The organism is Sphingobacterium composti, from assembly GCF_009829075.1.
Lineage (GTDB): Bacteria > Bacteroidota > Bacteroidia > Sphingobacteriales > Sphingobacteriaceae > Sphingobacterium > Sphingobacterium composti.
The window spans coordinates 1-19,987 of the sequence record NZ_WUQZ01000009.1; the positions used below are offsets into that span (position 1 = coordinate 1).

Annotated in this window: 16 protein-coding genes and 1 tRNA gene; 10 read left to right on the forward strand and 7 right to left on the reverse strand. The window is 34.9% G+C overall.

Annotated elements, in window-relative coordinates; genetic code table 11:
• A partial coding sequence (locus GOQ17_RS07970) for an IS982 family transposase (RefSeq protein ID WP_159636787.1) occupies positions 1-679 on the reverse strand: 679 nt, incomplete at its 3' end.
• Between the two features lie 59 nt (positions 680-738).
• Here GOQ17_RS07970 and GOQ17_RS07975 point away from each other — a divergent pair.
• A complete protein-coding gene (locus tag GOQ17_RS07975; RefSeq protein WP_159636788.1) occupies positions 739-906 on the forward strand; it encodes a hypothetical protein in 168 nt (55 codons plus the stop codon).
• 339 nt (positions 907-1,245) lie between these two features.
• Here GOQ17_RS07975 and GOQ17_RS07980 read toward each other — a convergent pair whose 3' ends face one another.
• The 4 genes from GOQ17_RS07980 to GOQ17_RS07995 all read right to left on the reverse strand — a co-directional run bounded on the left by GOQ17_RS07980 (position 1,246) and on the right by GOQ17_RS07995 (position 6,906).
• On the reverse strand, positions 1,246-1,395 hold the full coding sequence (locus tag GOQ17_RS07980) for a hypothetical protein (RefSeq protein WP_159636789.1): 150 nt from the start codon (positions 1,393-1,395) through the stop codon (positions 1,246-1,248).
• A gap of 141 nt (positions 1,396-1,536) precedes the next feature.
• Positions 1,537-2,775 carry a 2-oxoglutarate dehydrogenase complex dihydrolipoyllysine-residue succinyltransferase gene (odhB, locus tag GOQ17_RS07985; RefSeq protein ID WP_159636790.1) on the reverse strand — a complete coding sequence of 413 codons (1,239 nt, stop codon included), beginning with the start codon at positions 2,773-2,775 and terminating at the stop codon, positions 1,537-1,539.
• A gap of 65 nt (positions 2,776-2,840) precedes the next feature.
• Entirely contained in the window at positions 2,841-5,579 is a 2,739-nt protein-coding gene (locus GOQ17_RS07990; protein WP_159636791.1) for a 2-oxoglutarate dehydrogenase E1 component, read from the reverse strand.
• Between the two features lie 139 nt (positions 5,580-5,718).
• Positions 5,719-6,906 carry a deoxyribodipyrimidine photo-lyase gene (locus GOQ17_RS07995; RefSeq protein WP_159636792.1) on the reverse strand — a complete coding sequence of 396 codons (1,188 nt, stop codon included), beginning with the start codon at positions 6,904-6,906 and terminating at the stop codon, positions 5,719-5,721.
• A gap of 172 nt (positions 6,907-7,078) precedes the next feature.
• On the opposite strand from GOQ17_RS07995, the gene GOQ17_RS08000 reads away from it, so the two are divergent.
• The 5 genes from GOQ17_RS08000 to GOQ17_RS08020 all read left to right on the forward strand — a co-directional run bounded on the left by GOQ17_RS08000 (position 7,079) and on the right by GOQ17_RS08020 (position 13,729).
• Positions 7,079-7,936 (forward strand): hypothetical protein, encoded by an 858-nt coding sequence (locus GOQ17_RS08000; RefSeq protein ID WP_159636793.1) that lies wholly within the window; start codon positions 7,079-7,081, stop codon positions 7,934-7,936.
• Between the two features lie 67 nt (positions 7,937-8,003).
• Complete coding sequence (locus tag GOQ17_RS08005) at positions 8,004-9,842, forward strand: UbiD family decarboxylase (RefSeq protein WP_159636794.1); 1,839 nt, start codon at positions 8,004-8,006, stop codon at positions 9,840-9,842.
• Positions 9,843-10,216: 374 nt separating this feature from the next.
• Positions 10,217-10,903: an ATP-binding cassette domain-containing protein gene (locus GOQ17_RS08010; protein ID WP_159636796.1), complete on the forward strand. Its 687-nt coding sequence runs from the start codon at positions 10,217-10,219 to the stop codon at positions 10,901-10,903.
• A gap of 48 nt (positions 10,904-10,951) precedes the next feature.
• Entirely contained in the window at positions 10,952-11,962 is a 1,011-nt protein-coding gene (locus GOQ17_RS08015; RefSeq protein WP_159636797.1) for a lipid A deacylase, read from the forward strand.
• Between the two features lie 114 nt (positions 11,963-12,076).
• Positions 12,077-13,729 (forward strand): ABC1 kinase family protein, encoded by a 1,653-nt coding sequence (locus GOQ17_RS08020; RefSeq protein ID WP_159636798.1) that lies wholly within the window; start codon positions 12,077-12,079, stop codon positions 13,727-13,729.
• A gap of 6 nt (positions 13,730-13,735) precedes the next feature.
• Here the strand turns inward: GOQ17_RS08020 and GOQ17_RS08025 are convergent, their stop codons facing one another.
• Positions 13,736-14,782: an alpha/beta hydrolase gene (locus GOQ17_RS08025; RefSeq protein WP_159636799.1), complete on the reverse strand. Its 1,047-nt coding sequence runs from the start codon at positions 14,780-14,782 to the stop codon at positions 13,736-13,738.
• Positions 14,783-14,944: 162 nt separating this feature from the next.
• Here GOQ17_RS08025 and GOQ17_RS08030 point away from each other — a divergent pair, with 162 nt between their 5' ends.
• The 3 genes from GOQ17_RS08030 to GOQ17_RS08040 all read left to right on the forward strand — a co-directional run bounded on the left by GOQ17_RS08030 (position 14,945) and on the right by GOQ17_RS08040 (position 17,978).
• Positions 14,945-17,242, forward strand: coding sequence for a TonB-dependent receptor (locus GOQ17_RS08030; RefSeq protein WP_236537100.1), 2,298 nt, complete (start codon positions 14,945-14,947; stop codon positions 17,240-17,242).
• A gap of 12 nt (positions 17,243-17,254) precedes the next feature.
• Positions 17,255-17,857: a hypothetical protein gene (locus tag GOQ17_RS08035; RefSeq protein WP_159636802.1), complete on the forward strand. Its 603-nt coding sequence runs from the start codon at positions 17,255-17,257 to the stop codon at positions 17,855-17,857.
• Between the two features lie 49 nt (positions 17,858-17,906).
• Positions 17,907-17,978: transfer RNA gene (locus GOQ17_RS08040), tRNA-Arg, on the forward strand.
• A gap of 262 nt (positions 17,979-18,240) precedes the next feature.
• On the opposite strand, the gene GOQ17_RS08045 is transcribed toward GOQ17_RS08040, so the two are convergent.
• Complete coding sequence (locus GOQ17_RS08045; RefSeq protein ID WP_159636803.1) at positions 18,241-18,678, reverse strand: helix-turn-helix domain-containing protein; 438 nt, start codon at positions 18,676-18,678, stop codon at positions 18,241-18,243.
• A gap of 193 nt (positions 18,679-18,871) precedes the next feature.
• On the opposite strand from GOQ17_RS08045, the gene GOQ17_RS08050 reads away from it, so the two are divergent.
• Positions 18,872-19,918, forward strand: coding sequence for a helix-turn-helix domain-containing protein (locus GOQ17_RS08050; protein WP_159636804.1), 1,047 nt, complete (start codon positions 18,872-18,874; stop codon positions 19,916-19,918).
• The last annotated feature ends 69 nt before the right edge of the window (positions 19,919-19,987 follow it).

Sequence of the window (19,987 nt, forward strand, 5' to 3'; positions counted from 1 at the left end):
TCATTAGGCTATTTTTCATCTTGTTTCGTATTCCGGTGACTAGATGTATTCCATCGATGAAAAGAATTTCAAACAACTGTTTAGAGATATATCCCTTATCGCCAAATAGCTTTCCAAATATTTTTTTTAGGAAACTTTCTTTTTTTAACGGCTCTCTATCATCCATATCCCCCTGACTAATAAGGAAATTAAGGATTTTACCCCTGTCATTAATGATTAAATGCAACTTGAAACCGTAAAACCATCCCATGGTTGATTTTCCAATTTCAGCAGTTCCTTTGAAGACCTTATTGGCTTTTATACGTTTGTTTTTGCAAACCCTTATTGGCGTAGAGTCCACAAATGATATTCCTGTACAAGAACCCGAACAACAGGTTTTCAGAAACATAGTTAAGGGCATAATCACAGTCTGGCTAAGTTCTACAAAACGATTGTAAGAAACTGTCTTAGGGAAATCTTTGTTCATGTGGCGCTGTACATAAAATATGTAATAATGCTTGAAACATTTAAAGCCACTAATCTGAAATAATAGTAGGATACTAATGATCTCACTATTTGACATGGTTGCTGGTCGTCTTGAAGCCTTCCCAATGATGAAGGTTTTAGTGTTTTTTTCAAAGTTCTTGCAAAACTCATCAACTATGCAGAAAATATCGGTAACTTTATGGTATGTAATCATGGCCTGGTATATTGTTAAATATTTGAATTTCAGATACTTAAATATAAACATTTACTACCATGATTGCAATTTTAAATAGAATTAATAATCGAATTCAGGTTATAAAGCAAATGCTAGCTAGAAGTCGTTATTTACTCTATAAAAGTGAACATAAATGGACAGTAGAACAAAAGGAAAGAGCTAGTTTACTATTTGAACGCTATACTGAAATTCAAAAGTTCCCATAAATTAAACGGACGTTTAATGTTCGGCCCCTCCTTTCTAAAAAAAAGTACTACGACCTCTGCTGACTTCTGTCAAACCAGCTATGTATCACTACAAAACCTTGTTCCTTAAGGAGTCGCTCCTCCAGCCGGCAACAGTGAGACAGATCTCCCCGGGTAAGAACGTGAACTTTCTCTCCATATACCTGTCGAATATACAGCGGGATGTTTCGGATAGTTTCGGGCTTTGTCTTGTTATGCAGACTCACCCACATCCAACTGCCTAATTCGCTTCCTGTACGTCAGGCCAGAGATTTACCACCGGCTTCCTTCAGATTCCTCCTCACGAAGGACACCCTTGCCTTAAGTTTTACGTAATAACCCCCGTGCAGTATTGGGCTTCTGTTTGTGTGGCAACATCACCCGGACTAAATCCACCTCATATACAGTTTCTGTTCGTAAGCCCCCATATTTGCCGCCAGCTTCCTTCAGATTCGCAGTCGCCCACGACACCCTTGCTTTTGGCTAACCCTTCCTACTGCAAAGTGGGTTTGGGACTTTAACCCTAGAGTCGATTGCCATGCCCGGCACACCACATAAAAAAGCCTCATCTTGGGTAAGATGAGGCTTGTCGATATTATAATAAAGATATTATTATACTTCTAATAATAAACGAGCTGGGTCTTCTAATAGTTGTTTAACACGAACTAAGAAGCTTACCGACTCACGACCATCGATGATACGATGGTCATATGATAATGCAATATACATCATTGGACGAATAACCACTTGACCATTTTCAGCGATTGGGCGTTGCACGATATTGTGCATACCTAAGATAGCGGATTGTGGAGCATTGATGATTGGAGTAGACATCATCGAACCAAATACACCACCATTTGTGATAGTGAATGTACCACCAGTCATTTCGTCAATAGTTAATTTATTATCACGTGCTTTAGTCGCTAAATTGATGATTTCCTTTTCAATTCCTTGCAAAGAAAGTTGGTCCGCATTACGAATAACAGGAACAACCAATCCTTTAGGAGCAGATACAGCGATTGAAATATCAGCGAAATCAGAATAAACAATTTCGTTTTCTTCGATACGTGCATTTACCGCAGGCCATTCTTTCAACGCTGTAGTCACTGCTTTAGTGAAGAATGACATGAAACCTAAGCCTACACCATGTTTCTCTTTGAAAACATCTTTGTATTTCGCCCTCAAATCCATGATTGGTTGCATGTTTACTTCATTGAATGTAGTCAACATAGCCGTTTCATTTTTCACCGATACTAAACGCTTAGCGATAGTTTTACGTAAAGAACTCATTTTCTCACGACGCTCATTGCGTGCCCCAGCAACAGCTGGAGTAGCAGCAGGTGCTGCAGCAGCTGGTTTTGCTTCAGCTTTAGGAGCTGCAGGTTTAGCTTGCGCTTTCTCTGCATCTTCTTTCGTGATACGTCCGTCTTTACCTGTACCTTTTATAGTAGAAGGGTCAATTCCTTTTTCTCTTAAAATTTTTGCAGCAGCAGGAGATGCAGTACCAGCAGCGTATGAATCAGGATTTTCTGATGCATCCTCAGCTTTTGCAGCTGGAGCAGCAGATTCTTCCTTCGCAGCCAGAGCTTCTTCCTTTTTGTCACCAGCAGGAGCATCACCATCTTCGATAGTACATACTACAGCGCCGATTTCCAACGTATCTCCTTCTTGTGCGATGATACGTAGAATACCAGCTTTTTCTGCAGGCAATTCAAATGTAGCTTTGTCTGATTCCAATTCAGCGATGTTTTCGTCCATTTCGACGTAATCGCCATCTTGTTTTAGCCATTGGGCTAATGTTACTTCGGTGATTGATTCACCAACGGTAGGGACTTTGATTTCTAAGCTCATGTGTTTATTCTTTAAAACCAACGTTGTAACAGCTCTCTATTACAACGCAGGTTCTTTATTTTTGTTTATGCAAATGCTTTATTAATAATTGCTTCTTGTTGCGCAACGTGTTGCTTCATATAACCTGTCGCTGGGCTACCACTTTCTTTCCTTGCGATTACATCTGTGAATTCGATGTCTGTTCTACGGAACTTGCGGCAGAAGTGAGACCATGCTCCCATGTTCTCGTTTTCTTCTTGTACCCATATGAATTCTTTCGCTTTATTGTATTTCTTATGAATAGCTTGTAGTTCCTCTACTGGCGAAGGATACAATTGCTCAATACGAACAATCGCAATATCAGTACGCTTTTCTGCTTGCTGACGGTCTAACAATTCATAATAGATTTTACCAGAACAGAACAATACACGTTTCACTGATGCAGCTTTTACCGATGCGTCATCAATTACTTCTTGGAAGTTTGTAGTCGTGAAATCTGCCAATGGAGATACCACTTTAGGGTGACGCAATAAACTCTTAGGCGTAAATACAACCAAAGGCTTACGGAAGTCACGTACTAACTGACGACGCAATAAGTGGAAATAATTCGCCGGAGTAGTACAGTTTGCCAAGATTAAGTTATCATTCGCACACAACTCTAAGAATCTTTCTATACGTCCCGAAGAGTGCTCTGGCCCCTGACCTTCCATACCATGAGGAAGCATCATCACTAAACCATTAGAACGTTTCCATTTAGTCTCCGCAGAACTCAAGTATTGGTCAACAATAATTTGAGCACCATTATAGAAGTCACCAAATTGTGCTTCCCAAACAGTCAGTGCTTGTGGATTAGCTAATGCGTAACCATATTCAAAACCTAAAACACCATATTCAGATAATAAAGAGTTGTAAATATTGAATTTATCACCACCATTAATTTGAGCTAATGGCACATATTTTTCTTCTGAATCTTCTAATGTCAATACGGCGTGACGATGCGAGAAAGTACCACGTTGCACATCTTGACCTGAGATACGTACGCGTTTGCCTTCGTTCAATAAAGTAGCATATGCCATCAACTCACCCATTGCCCAATCGTATGAATCTTTACCAATCATCGCTGCACGGTCTTCGTACAGTTTAGAAATCTTACGGAAGAATTTTTTGTCTTTTGGTAAAGAAGTGATTTGTTTTGCTAAAGACAAAAATGTTTTATCATCTACTTTAGTGTCTACTGGAGTGAAAATATCCGCTTTCTTAGCTGGACGCAATCCTTTCCAAGCACCTCCAAACATTGGAACTTCATCTTCTAAAACTTCAACAGCTTTAGCTGCATCCAATTGAGTTTGTAAGTAATCCTTGAATTCCTTTTCAACATGCTTAGCATACGAAGAATCAATAGAACCTTCAGCTTCTAATTTTTTAGCATACACTTCTTTAGGGTTTGCATGCTTTTCGATTAGTTTGTATAATAATGGTTGAGTAAATTTCGGTTCATCTGCCTCATTGTGACCGAAACGACGGTAACACAATAAGTCGATAAATACGTCAGTTTTATATTTTTGACGGTATTCTACCGCTAAATTAATAGCGTACACTACAGCTTCTGCGTCATCACCATTCACATGGAATACTGGAGAAGAAGTAATCTTAGCAACGTCCGTACAATACGTTCCTGAACGTGCATCTTTGTAATTCGTTGTAAAACCAACTTGGTTGTTGATTACAATATGGATAGTACCACCAGTTTTGTAACCATCTAATTTAGACATTTGAGTCACCTCGTAAACAACCCCTTGTCCAGCGACTGCAGCATCACCATGAATTAAAATAGGTGCAATCTTTGAAGAATCACCATCGTACTTCATGTCAATCTTAGAACGCACGATACCTTCTACGATAGGGTCTACAGTTTCTAAGTGAGATGGATTTGGTGCTAAAGACAAGTGTATGCTTTTACCAGAATCAGTTTTAATATCAGAAGAATAACCTAAATGGTATTTTACGTCACCGCCAAATTGCAACTCAGGGTCTTCTTGTTTGTACATTTTACCTTCAAATTCAGACAAAATAGTCTTGTACGGTTTGCCCATGATGTTTGCCAATACATTCAAACGACCACGGTGTGCCATACCAATCATGAATTCTTGAATACCTAAGTCAGCACCAGTTTCAATCACTGAATCCAATGCAGGAATTAAACTTTCCGCACCTTCTAAAGAGAAACGCTTTTGACCTAAGAATTTAGTACCTAAGAAACTTTCAAATACAACAGCTCTGTTGATTTTTTGAAGAATACGTTTCTTTTGTTCTACAGAATATTTGGGTTGGTTACGATCTGCTTCCATGCGATCTTGCAACCATTTAATTTTCTCTGGATTACGAATATATTTGAATTCTGCTCCAATTGAACGACAATAAGTGTCTTCAATCAATTGACGAATATCACGCAATTTTGCTGGACCGATACCAATCTCAATACCTGCATTGAATACTGTATCCATATCAGCTTCTGACAAACCAAAAGTTTCTAATTCTTTGCCAGGGTAATATTTACGACGCTCACGAACAGGATTTGTTTGTGTAAATAAATGACCGCGGTCTCTATAACCGTGAATCATATTTAACACATTGATTTCTTTAAGTGCATGTTCCGAAACATTCTCATCCCCAATCACTACGTCCTCAGAACTCTGGCCAAATTCGAATCCTTCAAAAAATTTTTGCCATCCAAAATCTACTGATTCGGGATCTTGTTTGTAAGCTTGATATAATCCGTCAATGTAACTTGAATCGGCATTACTCAAATATGTCAGTTTATCCATTATTTTGTTATAGTCTAAATAATTCGCCAAAATTAAGAATAAAAAAGCAGTTATCAGTATTGAAATTGAAGATTTTGACCATAAAAATCAAAGATTTAACCATTGGAATATTTTTGACTTTTATAGATAATTAATCACCTCAAACCAAGTGTTCTTTATTCTTTTTTAGCTTATCCCAATCGTCGGCTGATCTATTGTTTTTCACACTGGTACCTTCCCCAGCCATATGCGACCAAAAACCATAAATAGTTGCTGGCGCATAATCTATTAATTGCTGTTCAAAGTATGATGCACCAATCAACCAATCCTGATTTAATTCATAAATAAAATACAAAGCCAGATACTCACGTTCTTTTCTAGTAAGTTCTCCATGATGATTCAACTTCTGAATTAAAGCATTGGCTCTTATATCCTCAATAGCTCCTGCAATAAAAGATTGTACTTTATCCGCTTGATATTCCAAAGTATTCTGAGTTTTGAAATAGCAATTAGGAAACTTCTTAAGCATAAATCGATAATAATCTCTCCACAATAAACCGTCCAAAATATAATTGAACTTCTTCTTATTTTGTGTTGAAATTTTTGATTGTATAAAATGAAATGCTTGAGCAGGTGACAATACGCCTAACGCCAAAAATGGCGATAATAAAGTATAAAAATCACTTTTATTATCTGGATTGGTTAAAACTTCCTCTAATACATTTTGTGCAGCACTCTCACCATAATTCGCTAAAGATTTGCTATCTATATCGAATGGAAAATCTGTTTTCTCTAAATGTGGAGGTAATGATATTCTTTCCAAATCAGGCAAACAAGCACGCACAAAGCTTTCCTTAGCGACTTTCTTCTTAAAGGTGTTAAAATCATTAGGAATATCTTTGATAGGGAAAGGCAGATCCTCTTTGTGATACATCGTATGCCCAATAAAATGCTTCAGATTACGCTTCACTTGCCACAATGATTCTTCTACAATCTCAGAAATACGTGTTTCGCGTCGTGCGACTTCACGGTGATGATACACTTCATCTACCTCATACTTCTGCACCAATTGCGGAATTATCTCTTCGGGATAACCCTCATACGTAAGTAAATCACCGCCAAGAATTTGAAGTTTTTGCTTTAATGCAGCAACAGAATTAACGATATATTGATGACGAAGTTCACCTGTATTAGAAAATCCATTCTTGTTTTCGGTATAATATCGAGGATCGAAAATGTAAACTGGGATTACAAAAGTTGATTTTTCAACAGCGGAAAATAATACTTCATTATCAGATGTACGCAAATCGTTTCGAAACCAAACTAGTATTACCTTTCTACTCATCATAAAACCGTGCGAAGTCCCCTTAATTTAGAATGTTACCTCGTAAAGATATCGTATTTATATGTATTATTGAACTTACACAACCAATATTACACTATTCTAACAATATTAAATCAAACAATATTGTTAAAATAGTGGTTATAAATTATAAGAAACAATTTATTAATTTCGGCGGATGAATATATTAGTTTGTGGATTAAATTCATATTTAGGGAAAGCTTGTTTGCAACATTTAGCATCTGAGGAAACACATATTCACGGCATTATCCGCGATCAATCTTTGTTAAAAAGCAAACTTAATTTTCAAACTAAAGCTCATTTATACGATTTTGATTTCGTAAGATATAATACCAATGGTATTGAACTACAGATTCCTCAAGTTGATTTTGCTATTTATTTTACTCAAACCCCAGAATTGAATGATGTCGTCGGTGCAAATTATGAACTCCTATCTATCAGAAATTATATCCAATTTTGTCTAAGAAATAACTGTCGCCGAATAGTGTATTTAGGAACATTATACGACAAGAAGCATGTCAATGCTATTCAAACTTTATTTTGTGAATTCAACATACACTACACGATTATACTGAAAGATATTGCTATTGGTTCAGGCACTTCCTTTGAAAATTTCATGTCAAAAATGGTCAAACATAAATACATCTATTTGTATAAACCAATCAAAAAAATAATTCTTTATCCAATTTCATTTAAAGATTTAATGGAATGGATACGTGCTGTTGATTGGAAAAAATATTATATAAATGAAATTATCGCTTTTAGGGGGTCTAGTAAAATGGAAATTGAAGATGTCATGCAACTTTATCAACAAAAACTTTCATACCCAAAAGCACATAGTATCATTCCTATTTCAAATAGATTTGTTGCCAAATTTCTAAACAAATACATATCAGGAGTCTCATACGAACAATATATAGAATATATTAACGAAATATCTGACCGTGAAGAGTTGGATAATATAAAAACAGTATATGCTGAATCAAATGTACTCTGTACAATTGATCAACTCTAATCTGGGTAAAGTGGGGATAAAGTGAAATAATCTCCTATTTTTGCAATTCACAAATACTTCGAAAATCATGGGATACCCAAGTTTAGCAGCATGTGTAGCTGATTTAGAAAAGCACGGTCATTTAGTAAGAATTAAGGAAGAAGTAGATCCTTATTTGGAAATGGCCGCTATCCATATGCGCGTTTATGACGCTCAAGGTCCAGCTTTACTTTTTGAAAACATCAAAGGTTCTGAATTTCCTGCTGTTTCCAATTTATTTGGCACACTTGATCGTTCGAAGTTTATGTTTAGAGACACGTTGGATCACATCAAGAAACTTGTCGATGTAAAAATGGATCCAACATCCGTATTAAAAAATCCCTTTCAATATATCGGTTCATCGGCTGTGGCATTAGGCGCTTTACCATGGAAAAAGAAATCTGGAGCTCCTATACTTTATGGCAAAACTCAAATTAGCAAACTTCCGCAAATAGTCAATTGGCCGATGGACGGAGGCGCATTTGTGACCATGCCACAAGTATACACCGAAGATGTAACCAAACCGAGCATTATGAAAGCTAATCTTGGGATGTATCGCATTCAACTTTCTGGAAATGACTATATACAAGACAAAGAAATAGGTTTGCATTACCAATTGCACCGAGGAATAGGCGTACATCAGCAAAAAGCGAATGAATTAGGAAAACCATTGAAAGTAAGTATTTTCGTTGGTGGTCCTCCTTCTCACCCACTTTCAGCCGTGATGCCTTTACCAGAAGGATTATCTGAAATGATATTTGCAGGGGCTTTAGGCAATAGAAGATTTCGCTATTTTTATGATGATGAAGGTTTTTGCATTTCGGCAGATGCTGATTTTGTGATTACAGGCACCGTATATCCAGGTGAAAACAAACCCGAAGGACCTTTTGGTGACCACATCGGTTATTACAGTTTGATTCACGACTTTCCATTGATGAAAGTTCATAATGTCTACCACAAGAAAGACCCAATTTGGTCATTTACGGTAGTGGGACGTCCTCCTCAAGAAGACACTAGTTTTGGTGCATTGATTCATGAAATAACAGGTTCAGCCATTCCGCAGGAAATAAACGGCTTGAAAGCTGTACATGCTGTGGATGCAGCAGGTGTACACCCACTCCTTTTTGCTATTGGTCGTGAGTCATACACACCTTACCAAACCGTAGAGAGACCCCAAGAAATCTTGACAATTGCGAATCAAGTATTAGGCAAGAACCAACTAAGCTTAGCGAAATACTTATTTATCGCAGCTGCAGAAGACAATCCTGCGTTGGATATTCATGATGTTGAAGGATTTTTTACACATATTTTAGAACGTATTGATTTAACAAGAGACTTACATTTTCAGACGAATACAACTATTGATACCTTAGATTACACAGGAGATGGTTTGAATACTGGTTCAAAAGTGGTATTTGCCGCAGCTGGCGCTAAGAAAAGAGAGTTGGCGAAAGAACTTCTTGTAGGATTTGAACTTCCACGACCTTTCAATAAAGCCAAACTAGCATTGCCGGGTATCATTGCAGTTGAAGGTGCTGATTTCACGTCGTACGAGAATGAAGAAAAAGTATTAGAATCATGGACTAGTGCAGCAAAAGAAGTAAACTTCAAAGGAATTCAACTGATTGTTTTAGTAGATAATGCTGAATTTACAGCTGCCAATGAAAATAATTTTGTTTGGGAAACCTTTACAAAATCGAACCCAGCATATGATATCTACGGCATTATGGCATTTACCAAATTTAAACATTGGGGTTGTGAAGGTCCTGTAATAATTGATGCAAGACGCAAACCGCATCATGCTCCCGACTTGATAAAAGATGAATCGGTAGAACGAAATATCGACAGATTATTCGCAAAAGGCGGTTCCTTACATGGAATTAGATAAATACAAAGAATGCCCGCAAAATTGCGGGCATTCTTTGTATAAGTTGATTGTTAAATACTGTGAAAATATAAAATCATATTCAGCAATTTGATATTTTTAGGTAAATAACCTAAAATCATGAAGGTCTACTGGTTTGCATATAGACAATTACTCTTTATTAACATTGCCATTTCTGCTGTATTTACCTTAAGTTCAGGAGTTTCTTTTCCTATTTTATTTGCCTCCTTCGGATATATTTGTACTATTTTATTATACCTATATTTTTACAAGCATGTATGGTATATGTATTTCAACACAGGCTACACAAAAATCAACATAATATTAGGAACATTTATAATCAATCTTCTTATTTCCAGCACTTTATATTTCATTCTATGGCTTCTCTAGACAATCAACTCTACATAGATTCTGTAGAATTTTCCTACACAGACAGCGTTCCAGTTTTAACAGGTGTTCACATTCAGTGCGATATTGGCGAAATTGTTGGGCTATTAGGTAGAAATGGTTGTGGAAAATCAACTTTACTAAAAATCATTTTTGGTATTATAAAACCTAAGAATGCTTTTATTAGGATAAATAACAAAAAGTATAATAAAGGATATTTATCTAAAAATATCTGTTATCTACCTCAACACAATTTCCTCCCTAACTACCTGCATATTGATGAAATCATAAAATTAATGGTTAAGGATAGTTCGAAACAAAATGCATTACTCGAGCAAGATGAAATTATCAGTAAAATTCGAAATCAAAAAGTAGCCGATTTATCAGGAGGCGAAAAAAGATATGTTGAATTAATGGTTCTTTTGCAACAAGATGCTGATTTCTATCTTTTGGATGAACCATTTTCGGGAGTAGCCCCTTATATGCAAGTCCAAATACAACAAATAATACTAACTCATAGCAAAGACAAAGGCTTCATTATTTCAGACCATCATTATCATTCCGTTTTAGCAATTACCACGCGTATTGTTCTGCTTCAAAATGGTGGATGTAGAAAGATTGAATCCAAGAAAGATTTGGAAATGTTTTATGTTCCAGAAGGAACTTTTGATGAGTAGAAGATTTTACTAAAGTCTTTTTCTATTTTTGCCTACATAACTTTTAATATGAGCTTCACAAAATACCTTTTAACATTTTTAATATGCACATCTGTATATATACAAGATACTTATAGCCAAGAAGTAGGAACGCAAATTGATTTCTTTGGATATGCAGACAACAGAGAGTACAAGGCTCCTTATACTATTGATAAAACTTTTTTTGGGGCAATTATTTCACCACAACTTTATTTAAAGCTTGATCAAAATCATAAATTCGTAGGAGGAATTCATTATAATCAAGATTTTGGTATTAATTCAGAAAACAAAAACAAAGTAAATCCTATCGCCTATTACAATTATACTTCGGAAAGAATCGACTTCGGTATAGGGTTTATTCCAAGACACGAGAAACTTAAAAACATACCATTAGTTGTGCTGTCTGACACTTTGCACTACGACAGACCAAATTTGGAAGGAATTTTTTTCAATTACAGAAATCTTAATATTTCACAATCCATATTCATAGACTGGTTGAGCAAACAAGGCACCAAAAATAGAGAAAGATTCATTGCTGGGATTAGCGGAAATTACAAATTTGGAAAAGCTTATTTTGCGAACGACGGAACACTATACCACAATGCGCTAACTAATACCAATAATCCAGACGAACATATTCAAGATAACGCGGTATTGGTACTAAGAGCAGGATTAGATTTTAGTTTAAACACTATTTTAGATTCCCTAACAATAGATGCCGGTGCAGTCTTGGGTTTTGATCGTATTCGCACCGAATATTCTAATAAAAGCAAAGCATTTATTAGTAATATACATTTGGGATTTAAAAAGTTTTTCGTTCACAATACTTTGTATTTAGGAGAAGCTATTAATTTACCTTATGGTGATTCTTTTTATCATCGTGACAAATACAACCGACTGGAATTAGGATGGGTTCCTTTCAAAGGAAAGAATATTGATGGAAAATTCACTGCATCATTTCATTTCTACGAAGGTGGAGTAGACAATCAACAAGCCTTAACCCTACGCTACCGATTTGATCAATCCCTTTGGAAAAAATAAAATTCGGTTTGCAAAAACCAAATCGCCAAAGTCTATATTAATTAAATAACAATAATTAATGACATAGCGCTTACTCTAAAAATTGTATTTTAGTAATAATCAATACTAGTAGATATGGATGGTATTCTGGATAGACAAAAGGCGAAATTAAAAAGAGCTGCTAAGCTCATGCAAATATTGACCAAATATGGCTTTGAAGATTTCAAATCCAAATTAGACAATTCAAATCCAGCTGATGCAAATGGTGAAAAAATCGCTCAAGACGTTGCTTTTTATGAACGTGTACGCCGTGCTATAGAAGAGTTAGGACCTACCTATGTGAAGTTTGGGCAAACATTATCCACTCGCGAAGATTTATTCCCTTCAGCATTAATCAAAGAATTCAAAAAATTACAAGACAATGTACTTCCCGAAGAAATTGATTTGATAAAACATTTGGAAGAGGAATTGGACATTTCTATTGGCGATTATTTTTCCGAAATCAACAACACACCACTTGCTTCAGCATCCATCGCACAAACGTATAAAGCTAAGCTACAGTCTGGCGAAGATGTAATCCTAAAGATAAAACGTACAGGTATCAAAGAGGTCGTAAATGCAGATCTTTTATTAATGAAAGACATTATTGAGTTGCTTACAAATTACTATTCCGTCGTTCGTGAAATTAATTTGATGCATGTGTTTGATGCTTTTGCTAAAAGCATTCAAGAGGAACTTTCATTTAATAACGAACAAAAAAACATTCAACTTTTCGCTCGAAACTTTCGCGGTAATACAGACATCGAAACTATGAAAGTGTATCCCGAATTGAGTAATGATAATATTTTGTGCATTTCATTCATTGATGGAGCCAAAATCAACAATAAAAACGCAATTACCGAATTCAATCTAGACTCTGAAACTATTTTAGACAAATGTTATAATTTGTATTTGACGCAAATGCTAGAGCATGGATTCTTTCATGCAGATCCACATCCTGGCAATATCTTGGTTACACCTTCGGGCAAAGTTTCTTTTATTGACCTTGGTGCCGTCGCTAAAATGTCTTCACATGACAAAGAGCTTTTAGAAGATTTTGTCGTGTACTTTATATATAAGGATGCTCATCGTTTAGTCAATACATTAAAAAAGATGGCTTTGCATGTTGATATCAAAGATGAAAAGCTTCTCGTTCGTGCATTCCAAGAATTATTGGATATTATCAATACGCATTCGCTCGAAGAACTTGATATTAAAGCTTTGTTTAGTAAGTTTTCTCACCTATTAAATGATAACAATATCATTATGCCCGAACATATTTACTTGCTTGTAAAAGGGATAGTATTAATGGAAGGAATAGGACGCGAACTTTCGCCAACCCTCAATATTGTAGACAAAGTAAAACCATACATCACCAAGATCGCAACACAACGCATCTCTCCTGAAAAATTATTAGAGGACAATATTGGTACATTATGGGAAATGCGTAGACTTTTACATTCAGCTCCCCAGTCTTTATCTGCTATCGTGGACAAATTCAATCAAGGAGAGTTTAAAGTTTCGGTAAATAATCGTGAATTTGAGAAGTATAGAAGTCAAGAATTACGTAATAATTCATTGAATCGCATGGTTTGGCTTGCGGCAACTTTTTTTATTGGAGGATGCTTACTAGCAAATATTTCGCAGGTATCATATTTTGGAATCGCAGTCATTTCATGGATTCTATGGCTGATAGCTACAGTTATATTTGTATTAATGATGCTAAAAAGATACAAGTTGAATTCGTAGGGTATTCTATTTCTTATTTATTTTATACTCCTTTAAGATAGTATTAAAATGGCGATCATTTATATAATGTATAAAATGATGAGATTTTAGCCCTGAAAAATCTGTTCTATTTAAAAACTTATACGATTTAGATAATTCTTCGTAAGAATCACCTTTATAACCTAAATCTGTAGGATTCAACTTATTAGACAACCAGCCTACTATTTTTTTGAGCATCAAATCAGTCTTATTCGTAGAAATATGAAATGACTTTAATTGTGGTGTGAACATCACATTATATGTACTATCCTCATGCTTGATTTCAAAATCAGCTTTGCCTATCGCAGGAGCCAAAGCGATAGCATATATCTTATTTTTCTGATTTCGAATAAGGTCATTTTGCAAACTAGCAGTATCAATATAATGATGTTCGACGATATCAGACATTTTTACACTATCAATTGGAGCTGAACTTAGTGCCGACATGATAACTGATGCACCTCGGCTATGTGAAATCAAATACACCTCTTTATTGGACATCGTATTCAGAATCTTGCGCAACGCGAATTTGCCAACATATTGTGAATAATCTGAAGCTGTAAACCAAGTTTTCAAACTTGAAAAGGGGTTTTTGGTATATAATCCATCCCAATAGAATTGAATCACCTCGTCTGAATTTATTAAGTTTAATTTATTCTGTATGCGTTCGTAATTTCGCGTAACTTCTTTTGCTTTTGCATTAAAACCATGAATTAAGATAAATACCCTCTTTTTAGATTGCAAATGCTCCCTAAGGAGACGTAAATAGCCTTTCTCAAATTTCTCCAAATCCATGGAAAGTGACTTTTCTTCGGCCAACTTGCTCAATGAATAAGCATTCTTTTTTCCATTACGTGGCGGAATTCCATACACTTTGCTCCAATCATTCGGATAAAATGCGCCAAATTGATCTACAAAAGCTATAGTCGTTCTTGGTGGAATTTGTCGATTTGGATTTGCCGAAATCGGGGCATTATGCTGAATTCCACAAGAAGAACAGATGAAAAACAGTAGACAATAAATGAAAAGTCTCATATATAGAAGGTCATAAATAGTCAGATTTATTTTAAATCCTCCTTATAGACAAATAATAATTAAATATGTTTTGATAAACTTTATGCAACAATGATGCATTTAATTTGCAACATTGATGCATTTGCATTAGTTTTGCAGCATAGTTGCAATACAATTAAACTGATGATTCGAATTTTATTTCTATTCCTATATACAATTTCATTCAGCTTGGGCGCATCCGCACAAGATAAAATCAATATTTCTGGCAAGGTATTGAATGATAATACGCACGAAATCGTTGTACATGCATATATCCGAATCGGAAATCAAATAACGGTTTTATCGAATCATCAGGGTGAGTTTCATTTACATAATTTACCAAAAGGGACTTTAAATCTGGATATTTCTCATGTTGCCTATTTACCGCAAAAATTAAGCATTGACCTAAGCAAAGACACTGTTTTCAATATTTATTTAACTTCTAAATCGATTGGACTAGATGTTATAAATATTCAAAAATCAGGTAGCACAAATGCTGCTCATACGTTAAAAATCGAACATCGATTGGAGAGCCAAGGTAAAAATTTAGGAGAAACATTAGCTGATCTTTCTGGTGTGAGCATTTTACGTACGGGAGCGACTATCGCAAAGCCCATGATAAATGGTCTATATGGAAATCGTATCATACTTTTAAATAATGGTACGCGACATGAGAGTCAACAGTGGGGACTTGATCATGCACCAGAAATTGATCCTTTTGCAAATCAAAAAATTTCGATTCTAAAAAATGCAGATGCACTTCGCTATGGCGCAGATGCATTAGGCGGATTGGTTAAATTGGAACAGCAAGATATCGTAAAAGATAGGGTAATTGCGGGAAGTGTCAATTTGGGAGCAAATAGTAATGGAAAAGGTGCATATTTGAATACGCAATTGGAAGGTACAAAAGGGAATTTTTCATATCGAACAGGTATAACAGGAATAAAGGCCGGTAATCTAAAAACACCAGATTATTATATCGGTAATACAGGAAGACAAGAATTAAATGGAAATTTACTTGTCGAATTTAATAAAGACAAGCACGAGTTCGCAGCTTTTTTTAGTCATTTTGGGACGGAATTGGGTATTTTCCAAGGAGCACATGCTGGCACTAAAGAGGATATTTTGGTTCGTATCGCACATGGCAAACCTTTTGACACATATGACTTCTCATACGAAATAGCTGCTCCAAAGCAAAGGGTCAGTCATCAATTGGCAAAATTGAGCTATGCCTACAATCTTGATAACAATAAAAAAATAGAAACTTATTACAGCATTCAACAAAATCACCGTCGTGAATACGACCTACGTCGCGTGCAATCAGATAATACACCGATGGCAGATATTGTGTTAATGACGCAACAAGCAGAAGTTTTGTATAAAAACAACAATAGTCAGATCGGTATATTTGGATCTTTGCAAATTAACAATAATACAGCTGGCACTGGTACTACGCCAATAATACCAAATTTTGACAACCACAATGTCGCTTTATTCGCAAGTCATAGGATTAACTATGGACGAAACTATGTTGAATTCGGAGGACGTTATGATTACAAATATTTTGATGCCGCAGGTTATCGTTATGCATATGATCAAATGAATTCTGAGGGTTTTGTTCCACAATATTTACTACAAGATAGACGACATTTTAATAATTTCTCTGGAGTTGTCGGAAATACTATAGCTATCAATCCGATGTTGACATGGAAAAGTAGTTTGTCATTAGCATGGAGAGCTCCGTCAGCTAGTGAATTATATAGTGATGGTATCCATCACGGAACAGGAACTTATGAAATTGGAAACATTAATTTAGAAAGTGAAAAAGGATTAAAGTGGGTAAATACGATTACTTACAAAAACAAATGGTTATCGCTAAATGCTGATTTGTTTGGTCAGGTAATTGACAATTATATTTATAGTCAACCAAACCCTGATTCTGTTAGACAAACTATACGTGGCACCTTCCCAATTTTTCAGTACCAACAAGATAACGCAGTTTTTTACGGAATAGATCTTCAAGCAAATCTAGATTTACACAAAAATTGGACTTACGAAATAACTTATTCTTCGGTACGAGCGAAGAATACCTCAAAAGATAGTTACCTCCCCTATATTCCTGCTGACAGAATTCAACAAGCACTTGCATATAGATTTTTAGTCAGAACTAACGACGCTTACTTCAAAATCAAACATCAATATCAAGCGAAGCAAGATCGCTACGAAACAAATTCTGATTTTGCTGTTCCACCGGCGAGCTATCATACTTTTGACATTTTTGCAAACGTAAGCTGGAAAGTATCTAATGAAACAAAGATTGGTCTTCTATTATCGGTAGAAAATGTATTCAACACCAGTTATAAAGATTATTTAGATAGATTTAGATATTATACACATAGTATTGGTAGAAATACATCTCTAAAAATAAATTATACATTCTAATACATACATATTATGAAAAATTACATTTTACTAGCGCTAATCAGTGTTTTTACGTTTACATCTTGTAAAAAAGATGATCCAGTTCAAGAAGTAGATCAAGAGCAATTAAGTACAGCTAAGCTTATCTTTACACCAGTTGAAAAAGAAACTAAAGATGGTAAAACTGTCTATACTCCTATTCTAGATGAAGAAATACATACTATCAATTTTGAAGGACCAAACTATTTACCAGAGGTTGGTGCGCACTTACACCTTCATGTAGGTGAGACATATAAATTAGAATTAAAAACAACAGATTTTGCAGGTAGAGCTTCAGAAATGACATTCTTAAGTCGTCATGAAAATCACCAAGCTTTTTTAATTGGTGCGGATGATACAGTATTAGATTTTGATTATGGAGATGAAAACAATGTAGGTATTACTGCATACATCACACTTAAGAAAGCAAAAGATTCATTTGTGTTAAACTATGTAATGCGTCATTTGAGGCCAAATGTAAAACAAAATATTAAGGCAACAGACTGGAATAATGCAAATTATACGCAATTCACAGGAGACAATGATTTGGATTTAAAGTTTGAAGCCCATTTCGTAGAAGAAGAGCACGAACATTAATATCAAAAACTAATTTGAGTTTCGCATAAAAATGATATTTTTGCGAGACGCCTGCGTAGTTCAATGGATAGAATATCAGATTCCGGTTCTGACGATGTGGGTTCGAGTCTCGCCGCGGGCACTTAGCCTTCTCATATGAGAAGGTTTTCTTATTTAAAGTAAAAACTAAAAATCAAGTTTTGATTTACTTCAAGTCCGAATTAAGCTTCTGTATTATTAATGAACATTGGCACTGATATTTTTAAAAAATTGTCGAAATTATCATTATAAGGATTACTATGTATAGATAATACAGAAGCTTTTGTGTGATTGGACAAAAGGTAAATTCAAATCTCTAAAATATATTTTTATTAAAAGACTTAGAGGTTTAAATCATAAACTGATTATATATGTTCAGAAGAATAAGTTTTATTCATGAGACTATCGTTATATTTTTCTAATAATAAGATATATTTTCTAATCCAAAAATCTACTTTCTCATTCTCAGTTAATTGATTTTGTAAATAACTTGGTTCAGTTTTTTGGTTGGTATGTACATTAAATACTTCAGGAAAATCTGTTGAAAAATCATAATCAATACACGAGCCAATCCTGATTAGTATATCAAAAGGTAAATTGTCGTGTTCAAACCAATTGTATAAAGTACATCTGCTTATTTTCATCGTACGCGCCAATTTACTTATATTGTGGCCTTTCCTTCTAATAATTGATTCTACTATACTACCCGCATGCCTTTTTAAAGAATATTTTAAATTGGATTTATCTTTATCTTTCCTCAATCCAATCCTGAGAGAGGATATTTCCTCTTGTGTTAATTCCATAGTTCAAATGTTTAGATAGGTTAATATTTACTTTAAATTTCTATTAATAAAAAAAATTAAAAAATGATGTTCGTCATTGAATACTTACGGTAAGTACGCGTTCTGACCATTTTTTAAAAAAACATCTAAATAATTTTGCTGCAATACAATATAAAAGGTAGTTTTATATATCATCTCCTACTAAAACCACCACATGAAGAATATTTTAATTATTGAAAATAATTTAGAATTACTATGTAAATATGCTGATACATTAAAAAATGCCGGTTATGAAGTTACCCAAGCTGATAACAGCGAGATAGGAATTCATTTAGCAATTAATAAAACTCCTAATATAATAGTTAGCAACACTATCTTATCCAACATAGATGGATTTGAAATATTATCCATATTATCTTTGAATCCATCTACATCAAATATTCCTTTTATATTTTTGAATCCAAATGCTTCTCCTGAAGAAGTAAAAAAGGGAATAGAAATTGGTGCAGCTGATTTTATAACCAATCCATTCCAAAGCAATCAATTGATACGGTCGGTAGAGATTAGGATTAATAACATTAAAAATCAAAGTTGGACAATTTTACCATTAAACGAATCAACTCAAAATTCTCTAGAACTTCGTAAAGGTTTAGAAAAACTACATGATTTAATATCCCAAAGCAAAACTAGACATCTTAAAAAGAAACACACTTTGTATCATGAAGGTGATTATTCGCAGTGGCTTTATTTCTTGATAGAAGGAAGTATAAAAACATTAAAATTAACTAGTGATGGTCGAGAATTTATAACCGGTTTATACAGACCAATAAGTTTTATTGGTCTAGATAATTTATTGTATGATGTTCCGTTTAATGAGAGTGCTGAGGCTACAGAAAGTTCAATACTTCATTTCATTTCTAAAAGCGCAGTAGTAGAATTGCTGAACGAGTATGTTGATCTCAATCATTATTTTATAAGAATAATGTCCAAAAATCTACACGAAAAAGAAGATTTACTCGTAGAGCTAGCCTATGAATCTGTTAGAAAACGTTTAGCTCAACTTTTAATTCGACTGAGTAAAGATTCTGTACCCATAGATCAAATTTATATATCCAGAGACGAGCTCGCTGGACTTGCTGGCATTGCTACCGAAACGGTCAGCAGAATACTTTCTGACTTCAAAGAACGAGGGCTAATTGAAAGAAATGGTAGTCACTTACAAATCCTAGATCTTGAAGGACTAGCACTCATTAAAAGTTAACAAAATATCCATATACAAATGTCACAAAACATAAAAAATATGTAAAGTAAATTTCACGCCATCCGTCAA

Excerpts from the sequence above, each read along its gene's own strand:
- GOQ17_RS07975 (WP_159636788.1), top strand. The coding sequence starts at position 739 with ATGATTGCAATTTTAAATAGAATTAATAATCGAATTCAGGTTATAAAG.
- odhB (WP_159636790.1), bottom strand. The coding sequence starts at position 2,775 with ATGAGCTTAGAAATCAAAGTCCCTACCGTTGGTGAATCAATCACCGAA.
- GOQ17_RS07990 (WP_159636791.1), bottom strand. The coding sequence starts at position 5,579 with ATGGATAAACTGACATATTTGAGTAATGCCGATTCAAGTTACATTGAC.
- GOQ17_RS07995 (WP_159636792.1), bottom strand. The coding sequence starts at position 6,906 with ATGATGAGTAGAAAGGTAATACTAGTTTGGTTTCGAAACGATTTGCGT.
- GOQ17_RS08000 (WP_159636793.1), top strand. The coding sequence starts at position 7,079 with ATGAATATATTAGTTTGTGGATTAAATTCATATTTAGGGAAAGCTTGT.
- GOQ17_RS08005 (WP_159636794.1), top strand. The coding sequence starts at position 8,004 with ATGGGATACCCAAGTTTAGCAGCATGTGTAGCTGATTTAGAAAAGCAC.
- GOQ17_RS08010 (WP_159636796.1), top strand. The coding sequence starts at position 10,217 with ATGGCTTCTCTAGACAATCAACTCTACATAGATTCTGTAGAATTTTCC.
- GOQ17_RS08015 (WP_159636797.1), top strand. The coding sequence starts at position 10,952 with ATGAGCTTCACAAAATACCTTTTAACATTTTTAATATGCACATCTGTA.
- GOQ17_RS08020 (WP_159636798.1), top strand. The coding sequence starts at position 12,077 with ATGGATGGTATTCTGGATAGACAAAAGGCGAAATTAAAAAGAGCTGCT.
- GOQ17_RS08025 (WP_159636799.1), bottom strand. The coding sequence starts at position 14,782 with ATGAGACTTTTCATTTATTGTCTACTGTTTTTCATCTGTTCTTCTTGT.
- GOQ17_RS08030 (WP_236537100.1), top strand. The coding sequence starts at position 14,945 with ATGATTCGAATTTTATTTCTATTCCTATATACAATTTCATTCAGCTTG.
- GOQ17_RS08035 (WP_159636802.1), top strand. The coding sequence starts at position 17,255 with ATGAAAAATTACATTTTACTAGCGCTAATCAGTGTTTTTACGTTTACA.
- GOQ17_RS08045 (WP_159636803.1), bottom strand. The coding sequence starts at position 18,678 with ATGGAATTAACACAAGAGGAAATATCCTCTCTCAGGATTGGATTGAGG.
- GOQ17_RS08050 (WP_159636804.1), top strand. The coding sequence starts at position 18,872 with ATGAAGAATATTTTAATTATTGAAAATAATTTAGAATTACTATGTAAA.